The organism is Enterobacter sp. RIT637 (genome assembly GCF_019718755.1).
Lineage (GTDB): Bacteria > Pseudomonadota > Gammaproteobacteria > Enterobacterales > Enterobacteriaceae > Enterobacter.
Window position 1 is genome coordinate 40,495 of record NZ_JAIHAZ010000013.1, and the last position, 24,063, is coordinate 64,557.

General features: G+C 55.6%; 19 protein-coding genes, 1 pseudogene and 1 other annotated feature. Of the genes and pseudogenes, 9 read left to right on the top strand and 11 right to left on the bottom strand.

The window, feature by feature from the left end; genetic code table 11:
* The first annotated feature begins 62 nt into the window (after positions 1-62).
* Both K5E19_RS17325 and ybaL read left to right on the top strand, forming a co-directional pair.
* The gene (locus tag K5E19_RS17325) at positions 63-1,283 is read left to right on the top strand and encodes an MFS transporter (protein ID WP_221552282.1); all 1,221 of its coding nucleotides are present in this window, start codon (positions 63-65) and stop codon (positions 1,281-1,283) included.
* 232 nt (positions 1,284-1,515) lie between these two features.
* Positions 1,516-3,192: a YbaL family putative K(+) efflux transporter gene (gene ybaL, locus K5E19_RS17330; RefSeq protein ID WP_221552284.1), complete on the top strand. Its 1,677-nt coding sequence runs from the start codon at positions 1,516-1,518 to the stop codon at positions 3,190-3,192.
* A gap of 81 nt (positions 3,193-3,273) precedes the next feature.
* Here ybaL and K5E19_RS17335 read toward each other — a convergent pair whose 3' ends face one another.
* The 9 genes from K5E19_RS17335 to K5E19_RS17375 form a co-directional block, all read right to left on the bottom strand.
* Positions 3,274-4,578 carry an inosine/guanosine kinase gene (locus K5E19_RS17335; protein ID WP_121425567.1) on the bottom strand — a complete coding sequence of 435 codons (1,305 nt, stop codon included), beginning with the start codon at positions 4,576-4,578 and terminating at the stop codon, positions 3,274-3,276.
* A gap of 62 nt (positions 4,579-4,640) precedes the next feature.
* Positions 4,641-5,603 carry a ferrochelatase gene (gene hemH, locus K5E19_RS17340; RefSeq protein ID WP_221552286.1) on the bottom strand — a complete coding sequence of 321 codons (963 nt, stop codon included), beginning with the start codon at positions 5,601-5,603 and terminating at the stop codon, positions 4,641-4,643.
* A gap of 124 nt (positions 5,604-5,727) precedes the next feature.
* On the bottom strand, positions 5,728-6,372 hold the full coding sequence (adk, locus tag K5E19_RS17345) for an adenylate kinase (protein WP_010428200.1): 645 nt from the start codon (positions 6,370-6,372) through the stop codon (positions 5,728-5,730).
* A gap of 229 nt (positions 6,373-6,601) precedes the next feature.
* Complete coding sequence (gene htpG / locus K5E19_RS17350; protein WP_221552288.1) at positions 6,602-8,476, bottom strand: molecular chaperone HtpG; 1,875 nt, start codon at positions 8,474-8,476, stop codon at positions 6,602-6,604.
* Positions 8,477-8,586: 110 nt separating this feature from the next.
* The gene (gene recR / locus K5E19_RS17355; RefSeq protein WP_008499298.1) at positions 8,587-9,192 is read right to left on the bottom strand and encodes a recombination mediator RecR; all 606 of its coding nucleotides are present in this window, start codon (positions 9,190-9,192) and stop codon (positions 8,587-8,589) included.
* Positions 9,192-9,524, bottom strand: coding sequence for a YbaB/EbfC family nucleoid-associated protein (locus K5E19_RS17360; RefSeq protein ID WP_010428194.1), 333 nt, complete (start codon positions 9,522-9,524; stop codon positions 9,192-9,194). The genes recR and K5E19_RS17360 overlap by 1 nt, the downstream gene beginning before the upstream one ends.
* 53 nt (positions 9,525-9,577) lie before the next feature.
* Positions 9,578-11,506: a DNA polymerase III subunit gamma/tau gene (gene dnaX, locus K5E19_RS17365; protein WP_221552289.1), complete on the bottom strand. Its 1,929-nt coding sequence runs from the start codon at positions 11,504-11,506 to the stop codon at positions 9,578-9,580.
* Positions 10,184-10,248 (bottom strand) — a sequence feature (DnaX frameshifting element). (Overlaps the previous gene by 65 nt.)
* An 88-nt stretch (positions 11,507-11,594) precedes the next feature.
* Entirely contained in the window at positions 11,595-12,146 is a 552-nt protein-coding gene (apt, locus tag K5E19_RS17370; RefSeq protein WP_010428187.1) for an adenine phosphoribosyltransferase, read from the bottom strand.
* Between the two features lie 150 nt (positions 12,147-12,296).
* A complete protein-coding gene (locus tag K5E19_RS17375) occupies positions 12,297-12,674 on the bottom strand; it encodes a DUF454 family protein (protein WP_010428184.1) in 378 nt (125 codons plus the stop codon).
* A 50-nt stretch (positions 12,675-12,724) separates the two neighbouring features.
* Between K5E19_RS17375 and priC the strand changes: the two genes are divergently transcribed.
* Together priC and rsmS are read left to right on the top strand one after the other, a co-directional pair.
* A complete protein-coding gene (gene priC / locus K5E19_RS17380) occupies positions 12,725-13,252 on the top strand; it encodes a primosomal replication protein N'' (protein WP_221552291.1) in 528 nt (175 codons plus the stop codon).
* A 14-nt stretch (positions 13,253-13,266) separates the two neighbouring features.
* Positions 13,267-13,480 (top strand): annotated as a pseudogene (gene rsmS / locus K5E19_RS17385) (pleiotropic regulatory protein RsmS).
* On the opposite strand, the gene mscK reads toward rsmS, so the two are convergent.
* On the bottom strand, positions 13,477-16,824 hold the full coding sequence (mscK, locus tag K5E19_RS17390; protein ID WP_221552293.1) for a mechanosensitive channel MscK: 3,348 nt from the start codon (positions 16,822-16,824) through the stop codon (positions 13,477-13,479). The pseudogene rsmS and the gene mscK sit on opposite strands and share 4 nt — an antisense overlap.
* Positions 16,825-16,937: 113 nt before the next feature.
* Entirely contained in the window at positions 16,938-17,591 is a 654-nt protein-coding gene (gene acrR / locus K5E19_RS17395; protein ID WP_221552294.1) for a multidrug efflux transporter transcriptional repressor AcrR, read from the bottom strand.
* A 141-nt stretch (positions 17,592-17,732) separates the two neighbouring features.
* Between acrR and acrA the strand changes: the two genes are divergently transcribed.
* The 5 genes from acrA (at position 17,733) to maa (ending at position 23,986) form a co-directional block, all read left to right on the top strand.
* Positions 17,733-18,926 (top strand): multidrug efflux RND transporter periplasmic adaptor subunit AcrA, encoded by a 1,194-nt coding sequence (gene acrA / locus K5E19_RS17400; protein ID WP_221552295.1) that lies wholly within the window; start codon positions 17,733-17,735, stop codon positions 18,924-18,926.
* 22 nt (positions 18,927-18,948) lie between these two features.
* Entirely contained in the window at positions 18,949-22,095 is a 3,147-nt protein-coding gene (acrB, locus tag K5E19_RS17405) for a multidrug efflux RND transporter permease subunit AcrB (RefSeq protein ID WP_172701375.1), read from the top strand.
* 509 nt (positions 22,096-22,604) lie between these two features.
* The gene (gene tomB / locus K5E19_RS17410; RefSeq protein ID WP_008499288.1) at positions 22,605-22,979 is read left to right on the top strand and encodes an Hha toxicity modulator TomB; all 375 of its coding nucleotides are present in this window, start codon (positions 22,605-22,607) and stop codon (positions 22,977-22,979) included.
* A 27-nt stretch (positions 22,980-23,006) separates the two neighbouring features.
* Entirely contained in the window at positions 23,007-23,225 is a 219-nt protein-coding gene (locus tag K5E19_RS17415) for an HHA domain-containing protein (protein WP_010428174.1), read from the top strand.
* A 209-nt stretch (positions 23,226-23,434) separates the two neighbouring features.
* The gene (gene maa / locus K5E19_RS17420) at positions 23,435-23,986 is read left to right on the top strand and encodes a maltose O-acetyltransferase (protein WP_221552296.1); all 552 of its coding nucleotides are present in this window, start codon (positions 23,435-23,437) and stop codon (positions 23,984-23,986) included.
* The last annotated feature ends 77 nt before the right edge of the window (positions 23,987-24,063 follow it).

Consider the following 24,063-nt stretch of genomic DNA (forward strand, 5'->3'; position numbering starts at 1 on the left):
GGGTATGTTAGTCGGATAATAATTACTCCCTGCATCTCTAATAACAAATCGACGTGGTATTTATGGCAATCAGTGAATCAACCCAGCCCGTCCCGGGCGCTCCGGCGTCGCCGCCAAAATCGCGCACTTCCTTTAAAGTTTTAGGCGCAATCAGCCTCTCGCACCTGCTCAACGACATGATCCAGTCGCTGATCCTGGCAATCTACCCGCTGCTGCAGTCCGAGTTCTCGTTAACCTTCGTACAGATCGGGATGATCACCCTGACCTTCCAGATGGCCTCCTCGCTGCTGCAGCCTGTGGTGGGATACTGGACGGATAAATACCCGATGCCGTGGTCGCTGCCGATTGGCATGTGCTTTACCTTAAGCGGGCTGGTGCTGCTGGCAATGGCGGGCAGCTTTGAAGCGGTGCTTATCGCCGCCGCGCTGGTGGGGACAGGCTCGTCCGTCTTCCATCCGGAATCCTCCCGCGTGGCGCGTATGGCTTCCGGGGGGCGTCACGGGCTGGCGCAGTCGCTCTTCCAGGTGGGCGGTAACTTTGGCAGCTCTCTCGGCCCGCTGCTGGCTGCGGTGATTATTGCCCCTTACGGCAAAGGCAACGTGGCGTGGTTTGTGTTGGCCGCGCTGCTGGCGATTGTGGTACTGGCGCAAATCAGCCGCTGGTACGCCGCACAGCATCGCGTGAACAAGGGCAAACCTGTAGCAAAGGTTATCAATCCCCTTCCACGTAACAAGGTTATCCTGGCCGTAAGCGTGCTGCTGGTGCTGATTTTCTCGAAATACTTCTATATGGCGAGCATTAGCAGCTATTACACCTTTTATCTGATGCAAAAATTCGGATTATCGGTACAAAACGCGCAGTTCCACCTGTTTGCCTTCCTGTTTGCGGTGGCCGCAGGGACGGTGATTGGCGGGCCTGTGGGTGACAAAATCGGGCGTAAATATGTGATTTGGGGCTCTATCCTCGGCGTTGCGCCCTTTACGCTCATTTTGCCCTACGCAAGCCTGGAGTGGACGGGGATTTTGACCATTATCATTGGTTTTATTCTGGCCTCTGCCTTTTCGGCCATTCTGGTCTACGCACAGGAGCTGCTGCCAGGGCGTATCGGCATGGTTTCCGGTCTCTTTTTCGGATTTGCCTTCGGCATGGGCGGCCTTGGTGCAGCGGTGTTGGGCATGGTTGCGGATCACACCAGCATCTTCCTGGTCTATAAAATCTGCGCTTTCCTGCCACTTCTTGGGATATTGACCATATTCCTGCCTGATAACCGTCATAAAGCGTAATTTGGGGGTCGCCAAAGTTAAACACTGGCGGCCTTTCTCCCTTATGCCATAAGGGTTTCCTCTCTCCTTCCTCATCAAACTTGTCCAAAAAGGCTTTTTTTCACGCTTATTGCTCTTTTATTCAAACTTCAAGAATTATTCATAAACATAAGGGTAAAAATTGTCATAAACTATTACTTGGTCTTTTGGTATTCATACCTAAAATGGAACACTCACCGCGAAAGGAGACGGAATGCACCACGCCACACCGCTTATCACCACCATTGTTGGTGGACTTGTGCTCGCTTTTATCCTTGGCATGATTGCCAATAAACTGCGTATTTCTCCTCTTGTCGGCTATTTGTTAGCGGGTGTACTGGCGGGTCCTTTTACACCGGGTTTCGTGGCGGATACCAAACTGGCTCCAGAACTGGCGGAATTAGGCGTGATTCTGCTGATGTTTGGCGTCGGTCTGCATTTTTCACTGAAGGACCTGATGGCGGTAAAGTCTATCGCCATACCGGGAGCGATCGCCCAGATAGGGGTGGCGACGCTACTGGGAATGGCGCTTTCAGCGGTATTGGGCTGGTCGCTGATGACCGGCATCGTATTTGGGCTGTGTCTTTCAACCGCCAGTACCGTGGTGCTGCTGCGCGCGCTTGAAGAGAGACAGCTGATAGACAGCCAGCGTGGGCAAATTGCAATAGGCTGGCTGATTGTTGAAGATCTGGTGATGGTGTTAACACTGGTGCTGCTGCCCGCCGTCGCCGGGATGATGGAAAAAGACAACGTCGGCTTCGCCTCGCTGGCGTTAGATATGAGTATCACCATCGGTAAGGTTGTGGCCTTTATCGCCATCATGATGCTGGTGGGCCGCCGTCTGGTGCCGTGGATCATGTCCCGCGCTGCGGCGACAGGTTCCCGCGAGCTGTTCACCCTTTCGGTACTCGCTCTGGCGCTGGGTATCGCCTTTGGTGCCGTCGAACTGTTCGACGTCTCGTTTGCGCTGGGCGCGTTCTTCGCCGGTATGGTGCTAAACGAATCCGAATTAAGCCACCGCGCGGCGCACGACACGCTGCCGCTGCGCGATGCCTTCGCCGTGCTGTTCTTCGTCTCCGTCGGGATGCTGTTTGACCCGCTGATCCTGATCCAGCAGCCGCTGGCGGTGCTGGGCACGCTGGCAATCATCATCTTTGGTAAGTCGGTTGTCGCCTTCTTCCTGGTGCGCATGTTCGGCCACTCCCCGCGTACGGCGCTAACCATTGCCGCAAGCCTGGCGCAGATCGGTGAGTTTGCGTTTATTCTGGCCGGTCTGGGCATGGCCCTGAACCTGCTGCCGCAGGCGGGGCAAAACCTGGTGCTGGCGGGGGCGATCCTCTCCATCATGCTGAACCCGGTGCTGTTTGCCCTGCTGGAAAAATACCTCGATAAAACGGAAACCCTGGAAGAGCAGACGCTGGAAGAGGCCATCGAAGAAGAGAAGCAGATCCCGGTGGATATTTGCAATCACGCCCTGCTGGTCGGGTTTGGCCGCGTGGGCAGCCTGCTCGGTGAGAAGCTGATGGCGCAGGGCATTCCGCTGGTGGTGATTGAAACCTCACGCACCCGCGTCGACGAGCTGCGCGAGCGCGGTATTCGTGCGGTGCTGGGCAATGCGGCTAACGAAGAGATCATGAATCTGGCGCATCTTGACTGCGCCCGCTGGCTGCTGCTGACCATACCTAACGGCTATGAAGCGGGTGAGATTGTAGCTTCCGCGCGCGAGAAGTGCCCAACGATTGAGATTATCGCCCGGGCGCATTATGACGACGAGGTGGAGTATATTACCGAGCGCGGTGCGAATAAGGTGGTGATGGGCGAGCGCGAGATTGCGAATACGATGCTGACGCTGCTGGAGAAACCGCCGGTTGAAGAGGCGGTTACGGGGTAAAAAAAGCCTGCTGGCGCTACGCTTAGCAGGCCTACAAGTAGCCCCGGTAAGCGTAGCGTCACCGGGGTTTTCTTTTAGCAATCAACGATCCCAATAAGCCTCTTCGAGGCTGTCTTCCCGTTCCGGCAGCCCACGCGTTAAGCGTGGAGAGTGCTGGTTCAGCACCTGATAGCTCACGCGGTTGGCATATTTACACACCTGCGCCAGCGACGAATAGGTCAGCCAGCTGAACTTGTGCTTGCTGGAGTTCGGCACGTTGGTTTTGTGGTAGGCGTTAGCGGTGATGTCATGCAGCAGCGCGGCCAGCGCGCCGTCGCCCGCACCGTTGGTGTTCATGATCTTCTCCGGCCCGCCCATATAAGGCGCGATGTGGGAGTAGATACGCAGCGGGTTGGTGCAGTCTTTATGGCGCATGCCGCGGCTAAACTCGTACTGGTTGAACTCGGCAATCGCACCGGGCAGCAGCGGGTGCTGGGTTTTGCGCTTGCTCTCTTCTTCCGTGAAGCCGGCCATGTACAGCCCCACCGGGCCAGCGGTGCAGAGCACCAGATCCACCCAGTTCAGCGCTTTATCAGACGCCAGCAGCGGATCGCTTTCGCCGGTCAGCGCTTCGGCCTCTTCTTCGTTCATCGCCAGAATCGAGACGTGCTCTTTCAGGAAAGCCTGCCACCACTCCGGGTTGTCGGCGATAACGAATTTGGTGCCCAGCGTCAGGACGACCGGGACATCGTACTTCTTCGCGTACTCAATCGCCTTCATGGTCGCTTCCGGCATCGGCTCGCCCGGCTTGCAGCGCACCAGATACGACGTCAACACTAGCGCCGAGGCGCCCGCGATCACCTCTTCAGGAATACTCTCTGCGCGCAGCTTGTTCATGTGGCCAGGGCTGATGGCAAAGGTACGCTCGCCGGATTCGCCGATCAGCGTAAAGCAGCGGCCAATCGGCCCGTCAACGCCCTGAAGATAGTTCAGGTCGGTACGGCTGGAGGTGTTGCACAGGTAGCGGTAGGCATAGCCGCCGATTTCAATATTGCTGCACATCACGCCGAGCAGCACCGAACGGTCGTCTGCCAGCACGGAGTAGTTGTGCATGGTATTGCCGATGGTGCCACCGGCAAACTGATGGGTAATCAGGTTTTCGCGCACCAGCTCCTGGTACAGCGCTTCGGCAACGTCGTCCTCAATGACCAGCGAATGCCCGGCGCTCAGACCGTAACGGGCGACAAACGCATCATCCACTTTGGCTTCAATATCCACCAGCGTCTGATCGATACCCACCACCCATGCGGCGCTGGTTTCATTTTCAGGCTGGATTTGCTGCAGGAGCGGATCGCGAGCGTTAACGGGGAAGTAGTGTTTTGATTTACGTTTACCGGGAAATTTCATGGTCTGAACTGTGCAAGGAATAGAAGCCGGGAATGGTAGCACAAACCCGGCCTCAAGCGCGATCAGCGGCTTTTCGTCACCAGCGAGACCATCATGTCGATATGCTCAGGGGAGTCATTAAGCGCCGGAATGTACTCGTACTTTTCGCCGCCAGCCTCAAGGAAAAATTCCCGGTTTTGCACCGCAATCTCCTCCAGCGTTTCCAGACAGTCGGCCGAGAAGCCCGGCGACATCACCTGAATGTGCTTCACACCCTTCTCGCCCAGCATTTTGAGGGTTTCATCGGTGTACGGCGTCAGCCACGGCTCGCGGCCGAAGCGCGACTGGAAGGTCATCATCACCTTCTCCGGCGGCAGGCCAAGGGCGGAGACCAGCTCGCGGGTGGTATCGCGGCAGCGCTGCGGATAATCATCCCCTTCATTGGCGAAACGCTGCGGAATGCCGTGATAGGAAAGCAGCAGCAGATCAGGCTCGCCGTGCTTTTCAAACGACGCGCGCGCGCTGTTGGCAAGCGCCTGGATGTAGAGATCGTTATCTGCGTAGTCGCGAATAAAGGTCACGCCCGGAATGCGGCGACGCGTCTTCAGAATACGCGCCAGCTCGTCCCAGACGGCGGCCACCGTCGAGCAGGAATATTGCGGGTAGAGCGCCAGCACGACGATATGGTCCACGCCCTGCGCCAGCAGTGATTCCACCGCGCTTTTCAGGGACGGTTTTCCGTAGCTCATGCCGAGCGCGACGGGCATATCCGGCAGGCGGGCGGCCAGCGCTTTTTCCTGACGACGGCTGTAAACCATCAGCGGCGAGCCCTCTTCCATCCACACGGACTGATAGAGTTTAGCGACGCGAGGAGAACGAATCGGCAGAATGACGCCACGCAGCAGCGGCCACCACAGCAGTCTCGGGAAATCCACGACGCGCGTGTCGCTTAAAAATTGTCGCAGGTAGCGTTTTACCGCGTCTGATGTAGGTGCTTCTGGAGTGCCCAGATTGGCAAGCAGGATGCCGGTTTTCGCCTGACTCATTCACGCCTCTTAACCATTTGATAGGTTGTCAATTGTAGCGGAAATGCGTTTAAACGAAACCCATTGCTGTAATAGGTAAGATGAGAATATTTCTCACCCGGGAGCCCGGGTGAGAGGCGTGCAATTAGCCGAGGATTTTTTCCAGCTCTGCACGTACGTCAGCCACGGCTTTGGTGCCGTCAACTTTCGCGTATTGGGTGTTACCCGCCTGCGCTTCTTTGGTGTAGTAGCCGATCAGCGGCGCGGTCATCTGATGGTATTCCACCAGGCGTTTACGCACGGTCTCTTCCTGATCGTCTTTACGGGTGGTCAGCTCTTCGCCGGTCACGTCGTCTTTGCCTTCAACCTTAGGCGGGTTGAATTTGATGTGGTAAACGCGGCCAGAAGCAGCGTGTACGCGACGACCAACGATACGGTCAACGATCAGCTCGTCCGGTACGTCGAACTCCAGAACGTAATCCACGTTGATGCCCGCTTCTTTCATGGCGTCAGCCTGAGGAATGGTGCGTGGGAAGCCGTCCAGCAGGAAACCGTTACGGCAGTCTTCCTGAGCAATGCGCTCTTTGACCAGAGCAATCACCAGCTCGTCGGTCACCAGCTTGCCTGCGTCCATGATGTCTTTCGCTTGTTTACCCAGCTCGGAGCCAGATTTAACAGCGGCGCGCAGCATGTCACCGGTGGAGATTTGCGGAATACCGTATTTCTCCATGATGAACTGAGCCTGAGTTCCTTTACCCGCGCCCGGAGCGCCAAGCAGAATAATACGCATTGCGAAAATCCCCTCAAAAGTCGTTTCAATTTTTCAAAAGCGCTAAACAATACCACCAGAACGGGCGTGGCTCAAGGAAGGCGGGAAGGCTGAAACGGTTAACGGGGGGAGATAATTTGGCTTCGTGCGGTTGATTCCCCCTCACCCTAACCCTCTCCCCAAAGGGGAGAGGGAACTTGAACACCCTCTCCCCTTTGGGGAGAGGGCAGGGTGAGGGGTAGGTGTTTAGTTACGCCAGCAGCAGCGCATTCACACGTTTAATGAACAAGTTAGGATCTTCCAGCGTACCGCGCTCGGCCAGCAGGGACTGATCCAGCAGCAGTTCAACCCACTCGGCAAAGCGGGCGTCGTCCTGGGTATCCGCCGCGCGTTTCACCAGCGGATGATCCGGATTAAGCTCAAAGATATATTTCACTTCCGGCATCGCCTGGCCCGCCGCCGCGAACAGTTTCGCCATCTGGGTGCCCATTTCGTCGGCATCGGTGGTGACAATCGCCGGGGTGTCGGTCAGACGGTGCGTGAAGCGCACCTCTTTCACGCGATCGCCCAGCAGGTTTTTCACGCGCTCAACGAACGGCTCCAGCGCCTTCTCGGCTTCTTTCGCGCTTTCGTCCACTTCATCCGCCAGCTTGTCGATGGATTCGTCGGCTTTGGCGACAGACTGGAAGGATTTACCGTCGAACTCGGTCAGGTAGTTCATCATCCACTCGTCGATGCGGTCAGAAAGCAGCAGCACTTCGATGCCTTTCTTACGCAGCAGCTCCAGGTGCGGGCTGCTCTTCGCCGCCGCGTAGCTGTCGGCGGTGATGTAGTAGATCTTCTCCTGCCCTTCCTTCATGCGGGAGACGTACTCTTCAAGCGACACGGTCTGCGCGGAGGAGTCAGTATGCGTAGAGGCGAAGCGCAGCAGTTTGGCAATGGTTTCGACGTTCGCGGTGTCTTCCGCCGGGCCTTCTTTCAGCACCAGGCCGAACTGTTTCCAGAAAGTCTGGTATTTTTCCGCATCGTCTTTCGCCAGTTTTTCCAGCATCTGCAGCGTACGCTTGGTCAGCGCGTTGCGCAGGTTGCGGGTGACGGTGCTGTCCTGCAGAATTTCACGGGAGACGTTCAGCGGCAGATCGTTGGAGTCGATCAGGCCACGCGTAAAGCGCAGGTAGTTCGGCATGAACTGCTCGGCGTCGTCCATGATGAACACGCGCTGCACGTACAGCTTCAGGCCGTGCTTATGATCGCGGTTCCACATGTCCCACGGCGCCTGCGCCGGGATGTACAGCAGGCTGGTGTATTCCTGCTTACCTTCCACACGGTTGTGGCTCCAGGTCAGCGGGTCGGTAAAGTCGTGGGCGATATGCTTGTAGAACTCGTTGTACTCGTCGTCTTTAATTTCAGACTTGTTGCGCGTCCACAGCGCCTGCGCCTTGTTGATCTTCTCCCAGGAGACCACGGTTTCGCCGTCTTTCTCTTCCTGTTTTTCAATCTCAACCGGCAGGGCGATGTGATCGGAATACTTACTGATGATGGAGCGCACGCGCCAGTCGTTCAGGAAATCGTCTTCACCTTCACGCAGATGCAGGGTGATTTCGGTGCCGCGATCCGCCTTGGTGATGTCATCAACGGTGTATTCGCCTTCCCCTTTGGATTCCCAAAACACGCCGTTCTCCGCGCTTTCGCCTGCCGCGCGGGTGCGTACGGTGACCTTATCCGCAACGATGAACGCCGAGTAGAAGCCCACGCCGAACTGGCCGATCAGCTGGCTGTCTTTCGCCTGGTCAGAGCCCATGGACTCCAGGAACGCTTTGGTGCCGGATTTGGCGATGGTGCCGAGGTGGTCGATCACCTCGTCGCGGTTCATCCCGATGCCGTTATCGGCGATGGTCAGGGTGCGGTTCTCTTTATTGAACGAGACGCGCACGCGCAGCTCACCGTCGCCTTCGTACAGGTCCGGGTTGGACAGCGCGCGGAAGCGCAGCTTGTCCGCCGCATCGGATGCGTTGGAAATCAGCTCACGCAGGAAGATTTCTTTGTTGGAATACAGGGAATGGATCATCAGGTGCAGAAGCTGTTTTACTTCTGACTGGAAACCACGGGTTTCTTGTCCTTTCATCTAAGTCGACCTCAACAATGCCATTTAATGGGGTTGTAAAACGTTGAGTGAGAGATGGGGATAAGGGAGGAAAATTTCAAGCGGAGGCCGCGCGCGCAGCCTCCGTTTGGTCAGAAAATAATCTTGTGACGCCCGGCCAGAGAGTGCGACAGCGTGGTGCCGTCCACCATCTCCAGCTCGCCGCCCACCGGCACGCCGTGGGCGATGCGGCTGGCGTCAACGCCGTACTGCGAGCACAGTTCAGCGATGTAGTTGGCGGTTGCCTCCCCTTCCACCGTCGGGTTGGTGGCGAGGATCACCTCTTTGATGGTTTCGGACTCAAGACGCTGTTCAAGGCGGTCGAGACCGATATCATCCGGGCCAATACCGTCCAGCGGGGAGAGATGCCCCATCAGCACGAAGTAGCGACCAGAAAACTGCCCGGTTTGTTCGATGGCGTAGATGTCCGCCGGACTCTCCACCACGCAAATCTGACCGTTTTCCTGACGACGCGGGTTCGTACAGATGTTACACACGTCCTGCTCGGTAAAGGTGCGGCAATCCGCACAGTGACCAATTTCTGACATGGCGCGGGTCAGAGCCTGCGCCAGGCGCATCCCGCCGCTGCGGTCGCGCTGCAAAAGCGTGAACGCCATGCGCTGCGCCGACTTCGGGCCAACGCCCGGCAGGCAGCGCAGTGCTTCCATTAACTGCGTGAGCAGCGGACTGGTTTGCATCAGAATGGCATCTTGAAGCCCGGCGGCAGTTGCATACCGCTGGAAACAGAGGCCATTTTCTCTTTCTGGGTTTCATCGATACGGCGCGCGGCATCGTTAAACGCGGCGGCAACCAGATCTTCCAGCATATCTTTGTCGTCTTCGAGCAGGCTTGGGTCGATTTCCACGCGGCGGCAGTTGTGCGCACCGTTGATGGTCACTTTTACCAGACCGGCACCGGATTCACCTGTGACTTCCAGCTGAGCGATCTCTTCCTGCATCTTCTGCATTTTTTCCTGCATCTGCTGAGCCTGCTTCATCAGGCCACCCAGACCGCCTTTTCCACCGAACATAGGCTTCTCTCTCTTTCACGTTTAAGGATTACAACCGTAAGTCAGACTCACGATCAAATGGGGCGAATACTCTCTTCATCCAGATCGGCGTCGAAGAACCGGCGCAGGGTCTGGATGTTGTTATCCGCGATAATTGACTCGCGCGCCTGCGCGAGCTTCTCTTCATAAATGGCCTGGCGCCACTCCAGCGGCGTTCGCACTGCGGGATTATCATCTTCAATGATAGTCAATTCAACCGGCGCACCCTGCAATGCGGTGAGCGCCTCCGCCAGCGCCTTTTGCGCACCAGGGGAATTCAGATGTCGCTGGCCCGGACGCAGGTGGAGACGGACCTGGTTGCCATCCTGCTCTTTCCAGGCGTTGAGCGCGACCTGCTCCACCAGCTTCGGCAGCTGTAGCTTGCTGACCTCGGCGGCCCAGGCGTCCCGCTCAATGGACTCTTCGGCGAGCTTCGCGGAAAGTTCCGGCGTTTTTTCGTGCTCCAGCGCTTTCTTCAGCGCTTTTGGCGTAGCGACCTCTTCCTTCACCGTTTCGACGATGGTGGTCGCCTTCCAGCGGTAAGCCTCTTCTTTCGCCGGGGCTTTCTGCTCGAGCGCGGACGGAGCCGGACGCGACTGTACGCGCTCCGTTACCGAGGCCAGTCTTTCAAGCGCGGCGTTGTTAACCGGCCGCGCTCTTGCAGGCGCTGCCGGTTCACTCTTTTTTGGTTTGGTTACTCCCTGCGCACGCTGCAACTGGCTGCGTGCGGCGAGTACCGAACTGGTGGCATCCGACAGCGGCACGTTTTGCTGCGGTGGCGGTGTCGGCTGCGGAGGCACCTGCTGCGGCGACATCACCGCGGTCGGGGCGACCGGCGCGAAGGACTGTCGCGGCACTTCCGGCTCCGGCAATGGCATGCGCGGGTGGAACGCCAGCGCGCGCAGCAGCGTCATTTCAACGCCCATCCTGCGGTCCGGCGCGAACGGCAGCTCTTTGCGGCCAATCAGCAGCGTCTGGTAGTAAAGTTGTACGTCGGCGGGCGGTACGGTGCGGGCAAGTTCACGCATCCGCTGCTCAATGGCGGCCATATCCGCGCCGATTGCCGATGGAGAAAGCTGCAGCATCGCCACGCGGTGCAGCAGGCTGAGCATTTCAACCAGCAGACCTTCCCACTCCACGCCTCGGCCAGCAGCCGCGTTTACCAGCGACATCACGCGTTCGCCGTTGGCGGCAATCATCGCTTCGATAAGCGAGAGCGCCTGATCGTCATCCAGCGTGCCGAGCATGGTGCTGACCGCGTCAGTCGAGAGCTTGCCGTCACCGCTGGCAATCGCCTGATCGGTCAGGCTTAACGCATCACGCAGGCTGCCGTCCGCCGCGCGGGCCAGCAGCTGAAGGGCGCGCGGTTCGTGAACGATCTTCTCTTCATCAAGAATGTGCTCAAGCTGCGCGCGGATCTGCTCAACGTCCAGCGCCTTCAGGTGGAACTGTAGGCAGCGCGACAGAATAGTAACCGGCAGCTTTTGCGGATCGGTGGTCGCCAGCAGGAATTTAACGTGCGCGGGCGGCTCTTCCAGCGTTTTCAGCAGAGCGTTGAAGCTGTGGCGCGACAGCATGTGCACTTCATCGATCAGGTAGACCTTGAAGCGGCCTCGCGCCGGGGCGTACTGCACGTTATCGAGCAGATCGCGGGTGTCTTCCACTTTGGTGCGCGAGGCGGCGTCAATTTCAATCAGATCGACAAAACGCCCCTGCTCGATCTCCCGGCAGTTATCGCACACGCCGCACGGGGTGGCGGTGATCCCGGTTTCGCAGTTGAGACCTTTTGCCAGCAAACGGGCAATAGAGGTCTTACCGACGCCGCGGGTGCCGGAGAAAAGATAGGCGTGATGGATGCGACCTAGCGACAAGCCGTTCGCCAGGGCCGTCAGCACATGTTCCTGACCGACAACGTCAGCAAAGGTTTGTGGTCGCCATTTACGGGCTAACACCTGATAACTCATGGGCAGGCTCTGCAACGCTGGAAGGTGAATTTATGGAGGGGAATGCTATCACAACCTCACCCATTGAGCGAGGTTGTGAAAACCGGGATTAATGACCCGGGAAAGGCACCAGGCTGTAGCTGGTAATGCCCTGTTTTTCCAGGCGCTGTTCGCCGCCGAGATCGAACAGGTTGATGATGAATGCCGCGTCGGTCACTTCACCACCCAGACGACGGATCAGCTTCACGGTCGCTTCAATGGTACCGCCGGTTGCCAGCAGGTCGTCGACCACCAGCACTTTGTCGCCAGGCTTGATGGCATCCACGTGGATTTCCAGCTGATCGGTGCCGTACTCCAGCTCGTAGCTCTCGGCAATGGTTTCACGCGGCAGCTTGCGCGGCTTACGCACCGGCACAAAACCCACGCCCATTGCCAGCGCAACCGGTGCGCCAAACAGGAAGCCACGGGCTTCGGTACCTACTACTTTGGTGATCCCGGCGTTTTTATAACGCTCCACCAGCAGTTCAATGCTGAGCGCGTACGCTTTCGGGTCTTCCAGCAAGCTGGTGACATCACGGAAAAGAATGCCAGGCTTTGGATAGTCCTGGATGCTTTTGATGCTGTTTTTCAGAAATTCAAGCTGCTGTGCAGTTGCGGTCATCGGTTTTGCCTAAATGAAACAGTGTTACTCACGGCGCGCAACGAGTCGGTAAAGGTAACAATTGTTTAACCTTTAACCAGGCGCACCTGTGCTCGAAAACGGTCGAATTTACTGGCTGCGCGTGATAATTGCAACAGCCATGATAAGGCTTCAGTGCTTTTGTTGCTTTTCATCAACCACGGGGATCCGCCACATAAAGATAAGCAGACAGGTCAGGATCGCCAGCAGCAGAATGCGTACCCACATCATTTTCACCAGCCATAATGAAATGGCGAAGGTGATGAGGATCACAGCGATCGCGCGGGGCTTCGCGCCGGGCGGCATGGCCCGGTGTTTTTGCCAGTACCGCAGATAGCCGCCAAACCACGAGCGATAGAGCAGCCAGTGGTGAAAGCGCGGCGACGAGCGGGCGAAGCACCAGGCCGCCAGCAAGATAAACGGCGTGGTCGGCAACAGGGGTAAAACAACGCCCAGCGTGCCCAGCACTACCGCGAGCCAGCCAATGATGATTAAAATAGTACGCTGCATAATGCGAATCGTTATCAAACTGAACGGCTACTTTACCACTGGAGAGCGTTTTGAAAACAGCCTTGCTTCTTGAGACGCTACAAAATCAACTGATCGCCTTGCGCGCGCAGGCCACGCCGCTGATGGGACACGCCACGCTGAAGCCGCGCTTTGACCGACAGCTTTTTCGTACCCGCAGCACGTTAATCCAGGATTATCTTGCGGAGGCGCAAACGAATCTTGATGAGTTGCGCCATGCGGTAGAGAACGAACAGCTGGAACAGGTGGCCTGGCTGGCGGAGCATCTCACCGAGCAGATTACTGCTTTACATCGCGAAATCGCCGCCTGGCCGCTGCGCGCCTGGGACAGCGCCTCGCCGGGACTCGGCAAATGGCAGCGCAAGCGGCTGGAGAACCAGGAGTTTGAGCGCCGGCTGTTTGAGATGAAGCGCGAGCGCGAAGCCCGACTGAACAACAGCGAAACGCTGGAAGAGCAGCAGTTATTGATGCGTGAAATTAGCGCCCTCGAAGGCCGTATTGCCCGCTGCCGACAGGCGCTGGATGAGATCGAGCGCGTCATTGAACGTTTGACCCGTTAACAGGAGCCACAAAGATGTCACTGGAAAATGCGCCCGACGAGGTCAAGCTGGCCGTCGATTTGATTATGCTGCTGGAGAATCATGAGATCCCGGCCGAGACGGTGCTTAAGGCGCTGGAGATTGTACGGCGGGATTTTGAAGGGAAATTACCCTCACCCCAGCCCTCTCCCTGAGGGAGAGGGAGAAAATCGTTCCCTCGCCCCTGAGGGCAGAGGGAAAATAGATTAAGCCGGAGTGGGATCGTCCCCCTTAACCTCGCGCTTCACTTCGGTATGCTCTTCACCTTTTTCGTTACGCAGGTGAACCTCAAGCTGGTTGAAGGCGATGTTAATGTCATTTTCACGGCACAGGCGGTCGATCGCGCGGTTCAGTTCGTCGACGGTGTAGCTGCGATCGCGCAGCTCACGCACGTACAGGCGCAGTTCGTGATCCAGCGTACTTGGCCCGAAGGTGGTGAAGAAGACGTCCGGCGCAGGCTCGTGCATGACCTTAGGATGCGATTTCGCGGCTTTTAACAACACCTCTTTCACTTTATCCAGATCCGATCCATAGGCGACGCCGAGGCGGATCACCACGCGGGTGGTCGTATCGGAGAGCGACCAGTTGATCAGGCGCTCGGTCACGAACGCTTTGTTCGGAATGATCACCTCTTTCCGGTCAAAGTCGGTAATGGTGGTTGCACGAATACGGATCTTGCTGACGGTCCCAGAGAAGGTGCCGATGGTGACGGTATCGCCGATACGCACCGGACGCTCGAACAGGATGATCAGGCCGGAAACGAAGTTACCGAAGATCTCCTGAAGGCCAAAACCAAGACCGACCGAGAGGGCGGCCGCCAGCCACTGCAGTTTGTCCCACGAGACGCCCAGCGAGCCAAAGACCGTCATCGCACCCGCGATAATGATCACGTAGTTCAGGATAGTGGTGATGGCGTACGACGCCCCCTGACGGAGGTTCAGTCGGGACAGCACCAGCACTTCCAGCAGCCCCGGCAGGTTGCGGATCAGCGCCCAGGCGACCATCGACGAGACCAGGGCAAAGAGCAGGCTGCCCATGGTCACGCTTTTCATCACCGTGACTCCCGCCTCGGTGCCGCTGTACTGCCAGAGCTTGACGCTGTCGAGATACGCAAAGACGGTGATTAAATCAGACCAGATGGCCCAGAACATCACCCCAAACAGCGCCACCATCACCAGCATCGTGATACGCATGGTTTGCTGGTTGACCTGCTCCAGCGCAATGGTCGGCTCTTCCTGCGGCTCCGCGCCTTCAGCACCCTCTTTCACCTGATGCTGACGACGCGCGATCGCGCGGCGATAGGCGATACGCCGCGCCGCCACGCTCAACCCGCGCAGCACGGTCTGGAACAGCAGATTCCAGACAATCACCAGATAAACCGTTTCGATCCAGCGGCCCGACAGGCGCAGCGTGGTATAGAAGTAGCCCGTTGCCGTCAATACCATCAGCGCCAGCGGAATGATCGCCAGCACCGTTACGGTCGCCAGACGAAGGTTGTGGGACTCTTTATCACGCCAGCTGTCGCGGCACATCGGCCACATTAGAACGGCAATCAGCAGCAGGTTCAGCAGAATAACCAGCTGCCCCAGCACGTCGTCCATCAAATGCAGCGGTGAGAGTTCAGACACGACAGACCAGAAGTGCAGCGGCAGCAGCGCGAGGCTGATGCGCACAATCTGGCGACGCCAGTGGCTGGTAAGTTGTTCCGGCATGTTGAAGTGGCGCACCGCCACCCCGTCTTTTTCCAGCACTTTCCAGCAGAGACCAAATACCAGCCAGAACAGCGCCAGCTTTTTGCTGAACGCCCAGAGCAGGTCGCTAATGTTGAGCTGCATCGTGAGCAGAATCAGCCCGGTGGCCAGAATCAGCAGGCAGACCGGCAGCGCGCGGATCAGGTCAATCAGGATCGCTTTCGGGGTGTGCAGCTGGCTGTCGTTACGCAGTTGCCCCACTTCCGACGCCAGCTTCGCCTGATACTGTTTCAGCCATTTTAAACGCCAGCGGATCAGACCCGCAATCAGCAACAGCGGCAGGCCTGCGAGGAAGGCAATCATCACCGCAGGCCAGGCTTTTTCCCAGTTGACGGTGATTTTCATGCTCTTGATTTGCGATTTCAGCGTCTCAGGGAAGGATTTGACCCAGTCCCAGTCCATCGGCTTGTTGCTGTTCACCCAGAAAATCTGCTGGGTCAAAATCTCCTGCAGGCTTTTCGAGACGCTCACCAGCTGCTGCTGGTTGATCTGCAGGTTAATGGCCATCATCAGCTGATTGCCCAGCTGTTTGTTGAGCTGGTCGAGCAGCTCGCGTCGCATATCGACGACCTGCAACAGCGCGTCGTGAACTTCAGGGTTCACCTCGCTGGAATGGCCCTCTTCCACTTTCGCGACAAAGGTATCGCTCTGGAAAAGCGCATCGCGCTGCTGGTTGACGTCAAACTGCTCCAGACGTAAATCCGCAATGCGGTTGGTCATGTCCTCCAGCTCGTCGGCGGACGGCAGCGTCTGCTGCTGCTGGTACAAAATTCGCGACAGCAGAAGGCTCCCTTTCAGAACCGCAATCTGCTCTTTAATGTTACGTTCCGCCTGCAGCGCGCGATCCAGCCAGTTTTTGACTTTAATATTCTGCTGTACCAGCGAGTTACCGTTTTCGGTGGCCTGAATCAGACGCTCACTTAACTGATGGTTAAGCTCAAGCTCCTGCTTCACCAGCGGGTTGGCCTGAATGCGTGCGGTTTCGTCTGGCGATACGGCTTCCTGAGCGGTTTTTTCCGTCAGCGTCAGGCGTTTACTGTTAACCGCCTCCTGCAACAGCTGGAGCTGGTGCTCAAGACGATTAATGTTGGCGGTGACGTAATCACGCTGTTTTTGCAGCGTATCCTGCAGCACCGTATTGCCTTCAAGGCTCTTACGCTGCTGTTCAATTTCCGCGTTAAGCAGCGTCTGCTGAATCAACAACAACGTTTGCTGCGTAGCGCGTAACGCGCCATCTCCCACAGCCGTCCCATTCAGGCGGTTGCGGATCTGCTGAAGCTGCTGAGACGCGGTGTACATCGCGTTTTGCACGCGCTCAGGCTGCGTTTGCAGCGAGACAAGCTGGCTGTTATAGGTGGAGAGATCGGACTGCGCGGTCTGGAGATCGTCCAGCAATTGCGCCACGCGCGACTCCAGCTGGCGCAGTGAGAGCGACGCCAGCGTTTTGCGGGTTTCGTCATCGTTATCGACGTCACTCAGCGCGTTCAGCGCCTCTGTCGCCTTGCGCATGTTGTCCGGGGCCTGCGCGACCTTCTGGCGAAGCTGAGCCGTTTCTGCTTTTACGCGTTCAATTTTATCCAGCGTTTCCAGCGTTTCCGTCAGATCCTGTTGGACGAGTTTCTCCTGAGGCGAGAGTTCTTTTTGTTTATTCAGCGTATCCAGCTGCGCCTGAACATCGGCACGCGAAGGGATATCGCTGGCATTATCTGCGCGAGCATACGAAAGCGGCGCGGAAGCCAGGAAAAACAGCATAGCAAAAAATAGTGCAAGAACAGGATGTTGCGAGCGTTTGGTGTGCAGCATAGTCGTGAGTATGATGTGAGAAATGACCGAAAATAGTCCGGCGTGAAGAATATCACGCCCGCTGAAAGCAGAATAGCAAGAACATGAACCTCCAGGATAAATCCTGGTTACGGTCAGGCAGTAACGGAGTGGGTTTCGTCACGCAGCGTCGGGCAAAATTGCAACATCTCCAGCAAAATGGCGACGTAGCTACGAGCTTCGTTTTTAAGATCAAAGGATTGTGGCGCAAATAGCCAGTTTTCCATCAGCCCGGAGACATAGCTGCGCAACAGAATGGCGGCGCGTCGCGTCAGCAGGTTAGCCGGTAATGTTTTTGCCTGAATACATTGCGTTAGCGTCTGTTCGATACGGTCATAGCTCTCCAGACACAGGCTACGCTGCGCCTGCTGGACGACCGCCATTTCGCCCACGAACTCGCATTTATGAAAAATAATTTCCATCATTAGCCTGCGACGTTCTTCAACTACCGTTGCTTCAAGGATATATACTAGAATTTCTCTTAATACTGAGAGTGGATCGTCGGGGAATTTTGCCCGATACTCAGTCTCTAGATCGCTAATGTTGGATTCTGAAAGCTCCCAGATTTCACCAAACAGATCTGACTTGTCTTTAAAATGCCAGTAAATCGCTCCCCGCGTGACGCCCGCGGCCTGAGCAATCTGCGCCAGCGAGGTTGACGAGACACCCTGCTGAGAGAACAAACGAATCGCCACATCCAGAATGTGTTGTCGGGTTTCCAGCGCTTGTTGTTTGGTTTTTCGTGCCATATGTCAGTGAATTTACAGGAGTCAGATTTACATACATTTATGAATGTATGTACCATAGCATGACGATAATATAAACGCAGCAATGGGTTTTTAGACTCAGGACCCTTGATCAATTTGAAATCGGACACTCGAGGTTTACATATGAACAAAAACAGAGGGTTAACGCCTCTGGCGGTCGTTCTGATGCTCTCAGGCAGCTTAGCGCTAACAGGATGTGACGACAAACCGGCTCAACAAGGAGCTCAGCAGGCGCCAGAAGTAGGCGTCGTGACGCTCAAATCTGAACCTCTACAAATCACCACAGAATTACCAGGCCGTACAAGTGCTTACCGCATTGCGGAAGTGCGTCCTCAGGTGAGCGGTATTATCCTGAAACGTAACTTCACGGAAGGCGGTGATGTGAAAGCCGGTGAGTCTCTGTATCAGATTGATCCAGCAACCTATCAGGCGTCTTATGAAAGCGCGAAAGGCGATCTGGCGAAAGCTGAAGCTGCTGCCAAAATCTCCCAGCTCACGCTGAGCCGCTATAAAAAACTGCTCGGTACGCAGTACATCAGTCAACAGGATTACGATACTGCACTGGCGGATGCACAGCAAACCAACGCTGCGGTCGTTGCCGCGAAAGCTGCCGTCGAAACCGCGCGTATTAACCTGGCCTACACCAAAGTGACCTCCCCTATCAGCGGTCGTATTGGTAAATCTTCCGTCACGGAAGGGGCGCTGGTGCAGAACGGTCAGGCCACAGCGATGGCGACCGTGCAGCAGCTTGATCCAATCTATGTTGACGTCACACAGTCCAGCAATGATTTCCTGCGTCTGAAGCAAGAGCTCGCAAGCGGCAAGCTGCAACAGGAAAACGGCAAAGCCAAAGTGGAGCTTGTTACCAATGACGGTATCAAATACCCACAGTCAGGCACACTGGAATTCTCTGATGTAACGGTCGACCAGACCACCGGTTCCATCACCTTACGTGCGATTTTCCCGAACCCGGACAACACGCTGTTGCCTGGTATGTTCGTTCGCGCGCGTCTGGAAGAAGGGACGAATCCAACCGCACTTCTGGTTCCACAGCAGGGTGTGACCCGTACGCCACGCGGCGATGCGAGCGCACTGGTTGTTGGGGCAGATAACAAAGTCGAAACGCGCAATATCACTGCTACGCAGGCGATTGGCGATAAATGGCTGGTGACGGAAGGTCTGAAAGATGGCGATCGCGTGATTATCACTGGTTTGCAAAAAGTTCGTCCTGGCGCGCAGGTAAAAGCACAGGAAGTGAAGTCTGACGATAAACAACAAGCTTCGGCCGCTGGCCAGTCAGAACAAACCAAGTCTTAACTTAAACAGGAGCCGTTAAGACATGCCTAATTTCTTTATCGATCGCCCCATATTTGCGTGGGTGATCGCCATAATCATCATGCTAGCTGGGGGACTTGCGATCCTGAAGCTGCCCGTCGCGCAATATCCAACGATTGCGCCACCGGCGGTGACGATCTCCGCAACCTACCCAGGGGCTGATGCCAAAACGGTGCAGGACACCGTGACTCAGGTTATCGAACAGAACATGAACGGTATCGATAACCTGATGTACATGTCCTCCAACAGTGACTCAACCGGTACGGTTCAGATCACCCTGACCTTCGAGTCAGGTACCGATGCTGACATCGCGCAGGTTCAGGTGCAGAACAAACTGCAGCTGGCGATGCCGCTGCTGCCGCAGGAAGTACAACAGCAGGGTGTGAGCGTCGAGAAATCGTCCAGTAGCTTCCTGATGGTTGTCGGCGTTATCAACACCAACGGCACCATGACGCAGGAGGATATTTCCGACTACGTGGGCGCCAACATGAAGGACGCCATCAGCCGTACTTCAGGTGTGGGTGACGTTCAGTTGTTTGGTTCCCAGTACGCGATGCGTATCTGGATGGATCCGAACAAGCTGAACAACTTCCAGCTGACGCCGGTTGACGTGATCAGCGCGATTAAAGCGCAGAACGCCCAGGTAGCAGCCGGTCAGCTCGGCGGTACGCCGCCGGTGAAAGGCCAGCAACTTAACGCCTCGATCATCGCACAGACGCGTCTGACCTCCGCCGATGAGTTCAGCAAAATTCTGCTGAAAGTGAATCAGGACGGTTCTCAGGTCCGCCTGCGCGACGTGGCGAAAGTGGAGCTGGGCGGTGAGAACTACGACATCATCGCGAAGTTCAACGGCAAACCGGCTTCCGGTCTGGGTATCAAACTGGCGACAGGCGCAAACGCCCTGGACACCGCCACGGCGATCCGCGCAGAGCTGAAGAAGATGGAACCCTTCTTCCCGTCAGGTCTGAAAATCGTTTACCCGTACGACACCACGCCGTTCGTAAAAATCTCGATTCACGAAGTGGTTAAGACGCTGGTTGAGGCGATCATCCTGGTATTCCTGGTGATGTACCTGTTCCTGCAAAACTTCCGTGCGACGCTGATCCCAACAATTGCCGTGCCGGTCGTACTGCTCGGGACCTTCGCGATCCTGTCGATATTCGGCTACTCGATAAACACCCTGACGATGTTCGGGATGGTGCTCGCCATCGGCCTGCTGGTGGATGACGCCATCGTTGTGGTAGAGAACGTCGAGCGTGTGATGGCGGAGGAAGGCCTGCCGCCGAAGGAAGCGACCCGTAAATCCATGGGGCAAATCCAGGGCGCGCTGGTCGGTATCGCGATGGTGCTGTCTGCGGTATTTATCCCGATGGCCTTCTTCGGGGGCTCAACCGGTGCGATTTACCGTCAGTTCTCTATTACCATCGTTTCCGCGATGGCGCTGTCCGTACTGGTGGCGTTGATCCTGACGCCTGCCCTGTGTGCCACCATGCTGAAGCCAATTCAGAAAGGCGGTCACGGCGAGCACAAAGGGTTCTTCGGCTGGTTTAACCGCATGTTTGATAAGAGCACGCACCATTACACCGACAGCGTGGGCAACATCCTGCGCAGCACCGGTCGTTATCTGCTGCTCTATATCATCATCGTGGTGGGCATGGCTTTCCTGTTCGTTCGTCTGCCAAGCTCGTTCCTGCCGGATGAAGACCAGGGCGTGTTCCTGACGATGGCGCAGCTCCCGGCGGGTGCATCGCAAGAGCGTACCCAGAAAGTGCTGGACGAAGTGACGGACTACTACCTCACCAAAGAGAAAGACAACGTTGAATCCGTGTTTGCGGTTAACGGCTTTGGCTTTGCGGGTCGTGGTCAGAACACCGGTATCGCCTTCGTTTCTCTGAAAGACTGGTCTGAACGTCCGGGCGAAGAGAACAAAGTTGAAGCGATCACCGGCCGCGCCATGGGCACCTTCTCGCAGATTAAAGATGCGATGGTCTTCGCCTTTAACCTGCCAGCGATTGTTGAACTGGGTACGGCGACCGGTTTCGACTTCCAGCTGATTGACCAGGGCGGTTTGGGTCACGAGAAACTGACTCAGGCGCGTAACCAGCTGTTTGGTGAAGTGGCTAAACACCCTGACCTGCTGGTCGGCGTGCGTCCAAACGGTCTGGAAGATACGCCGCAGTATAAAATCGACATCGACCAGGAAAAAGCCCAGGCGCTGGGCGTGTCCATCAGCGACATCAATACCACGCTGGGCGCAGCCTGGGGCGGTAGCTACGTCAACGACTTCATCGACCGTGGTCGTGTGAAGAAGGTGTACGTGATGTCCGAAGCGCAGTACCGCATGTTGCCGAACGACATCAACAACTGGTACGTTCGCGGCAGCGATGGGCAGATGGTGCCGTTCTCCGCCTTCTCAACCTCGCGCTGGGAATACGGTTCACCGCGTCTGGAACGCTATAACGGGTTGCCATCAATGGAAATCCTGGGTCAGGCTGCGCCGGGTCGAAGCACCGGTGAAGCGATGAACCTGATGGAAGAACTCGCCAGTAAATTGCCTGCAGGCATCGGCTATGACTGGACCGGCATGTCCTATCAGGAACGTCTGTCCGGGAACCAGGCCCCTGCCCTGTACGCCATTTCACTGATCGTGGTGTTCCTGTGTCTGGCGGCACTGTATGAGAGCTGGTCGATTCCGTTCTCCGTTATGCTGGTTGTTCCACTGGGGGTTATCGGTGCGCTGCTTGCCGCAACGTTCCGTGGATTGACCAACGACGTTTACTTCCAGGTGGGCCTGCTGACAACCATTGGCTTGTCGGCGAAGAACGCGATACTTATCGTGGAATTCGCCAAAGATCTGATGGAGAAAGAAGGCAAAGGTCTGATTGAGGCGACGCTCGAAGCCGTTCGTATGCGTCTGCGTCCAATCCTGATGACGTCTCTGGCATTTATCCTCGGCGTAATGCCGCTGGTTATCAGCTCCGGTGCGGGCTCCGGCGCGCAGAACGCAGTAGGGACCGGCGTAATGGGTGGGATGGTCACCGCGACCGTACTTGCGATCTTCTTCGTACCGGTGTTCTTCGTGGTGGTTCGCCGCCGCTTCAGCCGTAAGAATGAAGACGTTGAGCACAGTCATTCGGTAGAACCTCACTGATACCGGTTTCATATGATAAAAAGGCCGCATTTGCGGCCTTTTTCATTTCAAAAAAATCATAAATTACGCTTATTGTGGTGCTATTTATTTTCTGTCATCTTTATAAGGCATATCATAATTAACTGAAAACTTAATCGGCGAATTCATGATTTTTTTAATTTCATTTCGCCGCGTAAATTATTAGGAATATTCCTAGCGCTACTGTCGAGCAAAGAAAAGTCCGAATCAGGTTTTAGTCTGACTGTTTACGCTAAATCAATGAAACGTAAGGACGCGATAAAAAATCAGTGTTAATTCGGATAAAAACGTTCTGTTCAGGCCGGGCATTTGCGTAATCGCTCGCAGTATCAGGTTTTAATTGTAATTTTTCGTAATAGCGCGGTGAAATCTCGATCAGAGTGGCTTATAGTTAGAGTTATCAGGAACACAGCACCCGTGCGGCTAAGTATGTTGTATCCATCCCGACATGATGTTCGGTGAGTAAGAAATCACTCAGAAGGGGATGCGCTATGGACGAGTACTCGCCAAAAAGGCATGATATCGCGCAGTTGAAATTTCTCTGCGAATCCTTGTACCATGACTGCCTTGCCAATCTTGATGAAAGTAACCATGGCTGGGTGAATGACCCAACGTCTGCGATCAATTTACAGTTGAACGAGCTGATAGAGCATATTGCAACCTTCGCACTTAATTATAAAATTAAGTACAATGAAGATAATAAGCTCATTGAGCAAATTGACGAATACCTGGATGACACCTTTATGTTGTTCAGCAGCTACGGCATTAACGCCCAGGATTTGCAAAAATGGCGTAAATCGGGAAATCGGCTATTCCGCTGCTTCGTCAACGTGAGCAGAGCAAACCCGGTTAGTCTTTCCTGTTAAAATTATTACAATTACTAAGGTGAATTTATGTCTGATAAACCATTAACAAAAGTCGATTATTTGATGCGCTTGCGACGTTGTCAGTCAATAGACACGCTCGAACGTGTCATCGAAAAAAATAAATACGAGCTGTCTGATAATGAACTGGCTGTATTTTATTCAGCCGCTGACCATCGTCTTGCTGAGCTGACCATGAATAAGCTGTATGACAAAATCCCAACGTCCGTGTGGAAATTTGTTCGTTAATCTTTAGCGTGTATCTGTAGAGGTTCTACGTCACGTTCTGATTTGTATACACCTTTCGACTTACGCTCCCTGTGCGAAAGCAGGTCTCCGTGTAAAACGTGCTCATCAGCAACAATGTTGTGACTGTTATCACACAGGTTTTCCGGGAACGTTCCCTTACTGGCCTATCCCTATTACTCTGCAGTAATAATGTCCAGAGAGGTTCCTATATGAGCACAGAAAAACAGAAGATGATTGCAGGTGAACATTACTGCCCTGGTGATGAGACGTTACGGGGCGATCGACTGCGGGCCCGCCATCTTATTCATCGCTATAACCACACCGCCCCTGACGAGAAAACTGAACGCCAGAACATTCTGGCGGAACTTTTAGGACAAAGTGCAGGCGCGTATATCGAGCCGAGTTTCCGCTGTGACTACGGCTACAACATTTATCTGGGTAAAGAATTTTACGCTAACTTCGATTGCGTGATGCTGGATGTCTGCCCTATTCATATTGGCGACAACTGCATGCTGGCACCGGGCGTACATATTTACACGGCAACCCATCCGCTGGATCCCGATGAACGCAATAGCGGCGTCGAGTTTGGCAAGCCCGTGACCATTGGCAATAACGTCTGGATTGGCGGGCGTGCCGTCATTAATCCAGGCGTCACGCTGGGTGATAATGTGGTAGTAGCTTCCGGCGCGGTGGTGACAAAAGATGTGCCGGCCAATGCTGTTGTGGGCGGCAACCCGGCAAAAATCATCAAGATGCTCTAAGGTATCGGGGAGCCAACTGTTATGGTCTTTTAGCGCCTGACTGTTACTTTTTTCAGCCAGGCTGCTCCCCTAAAATA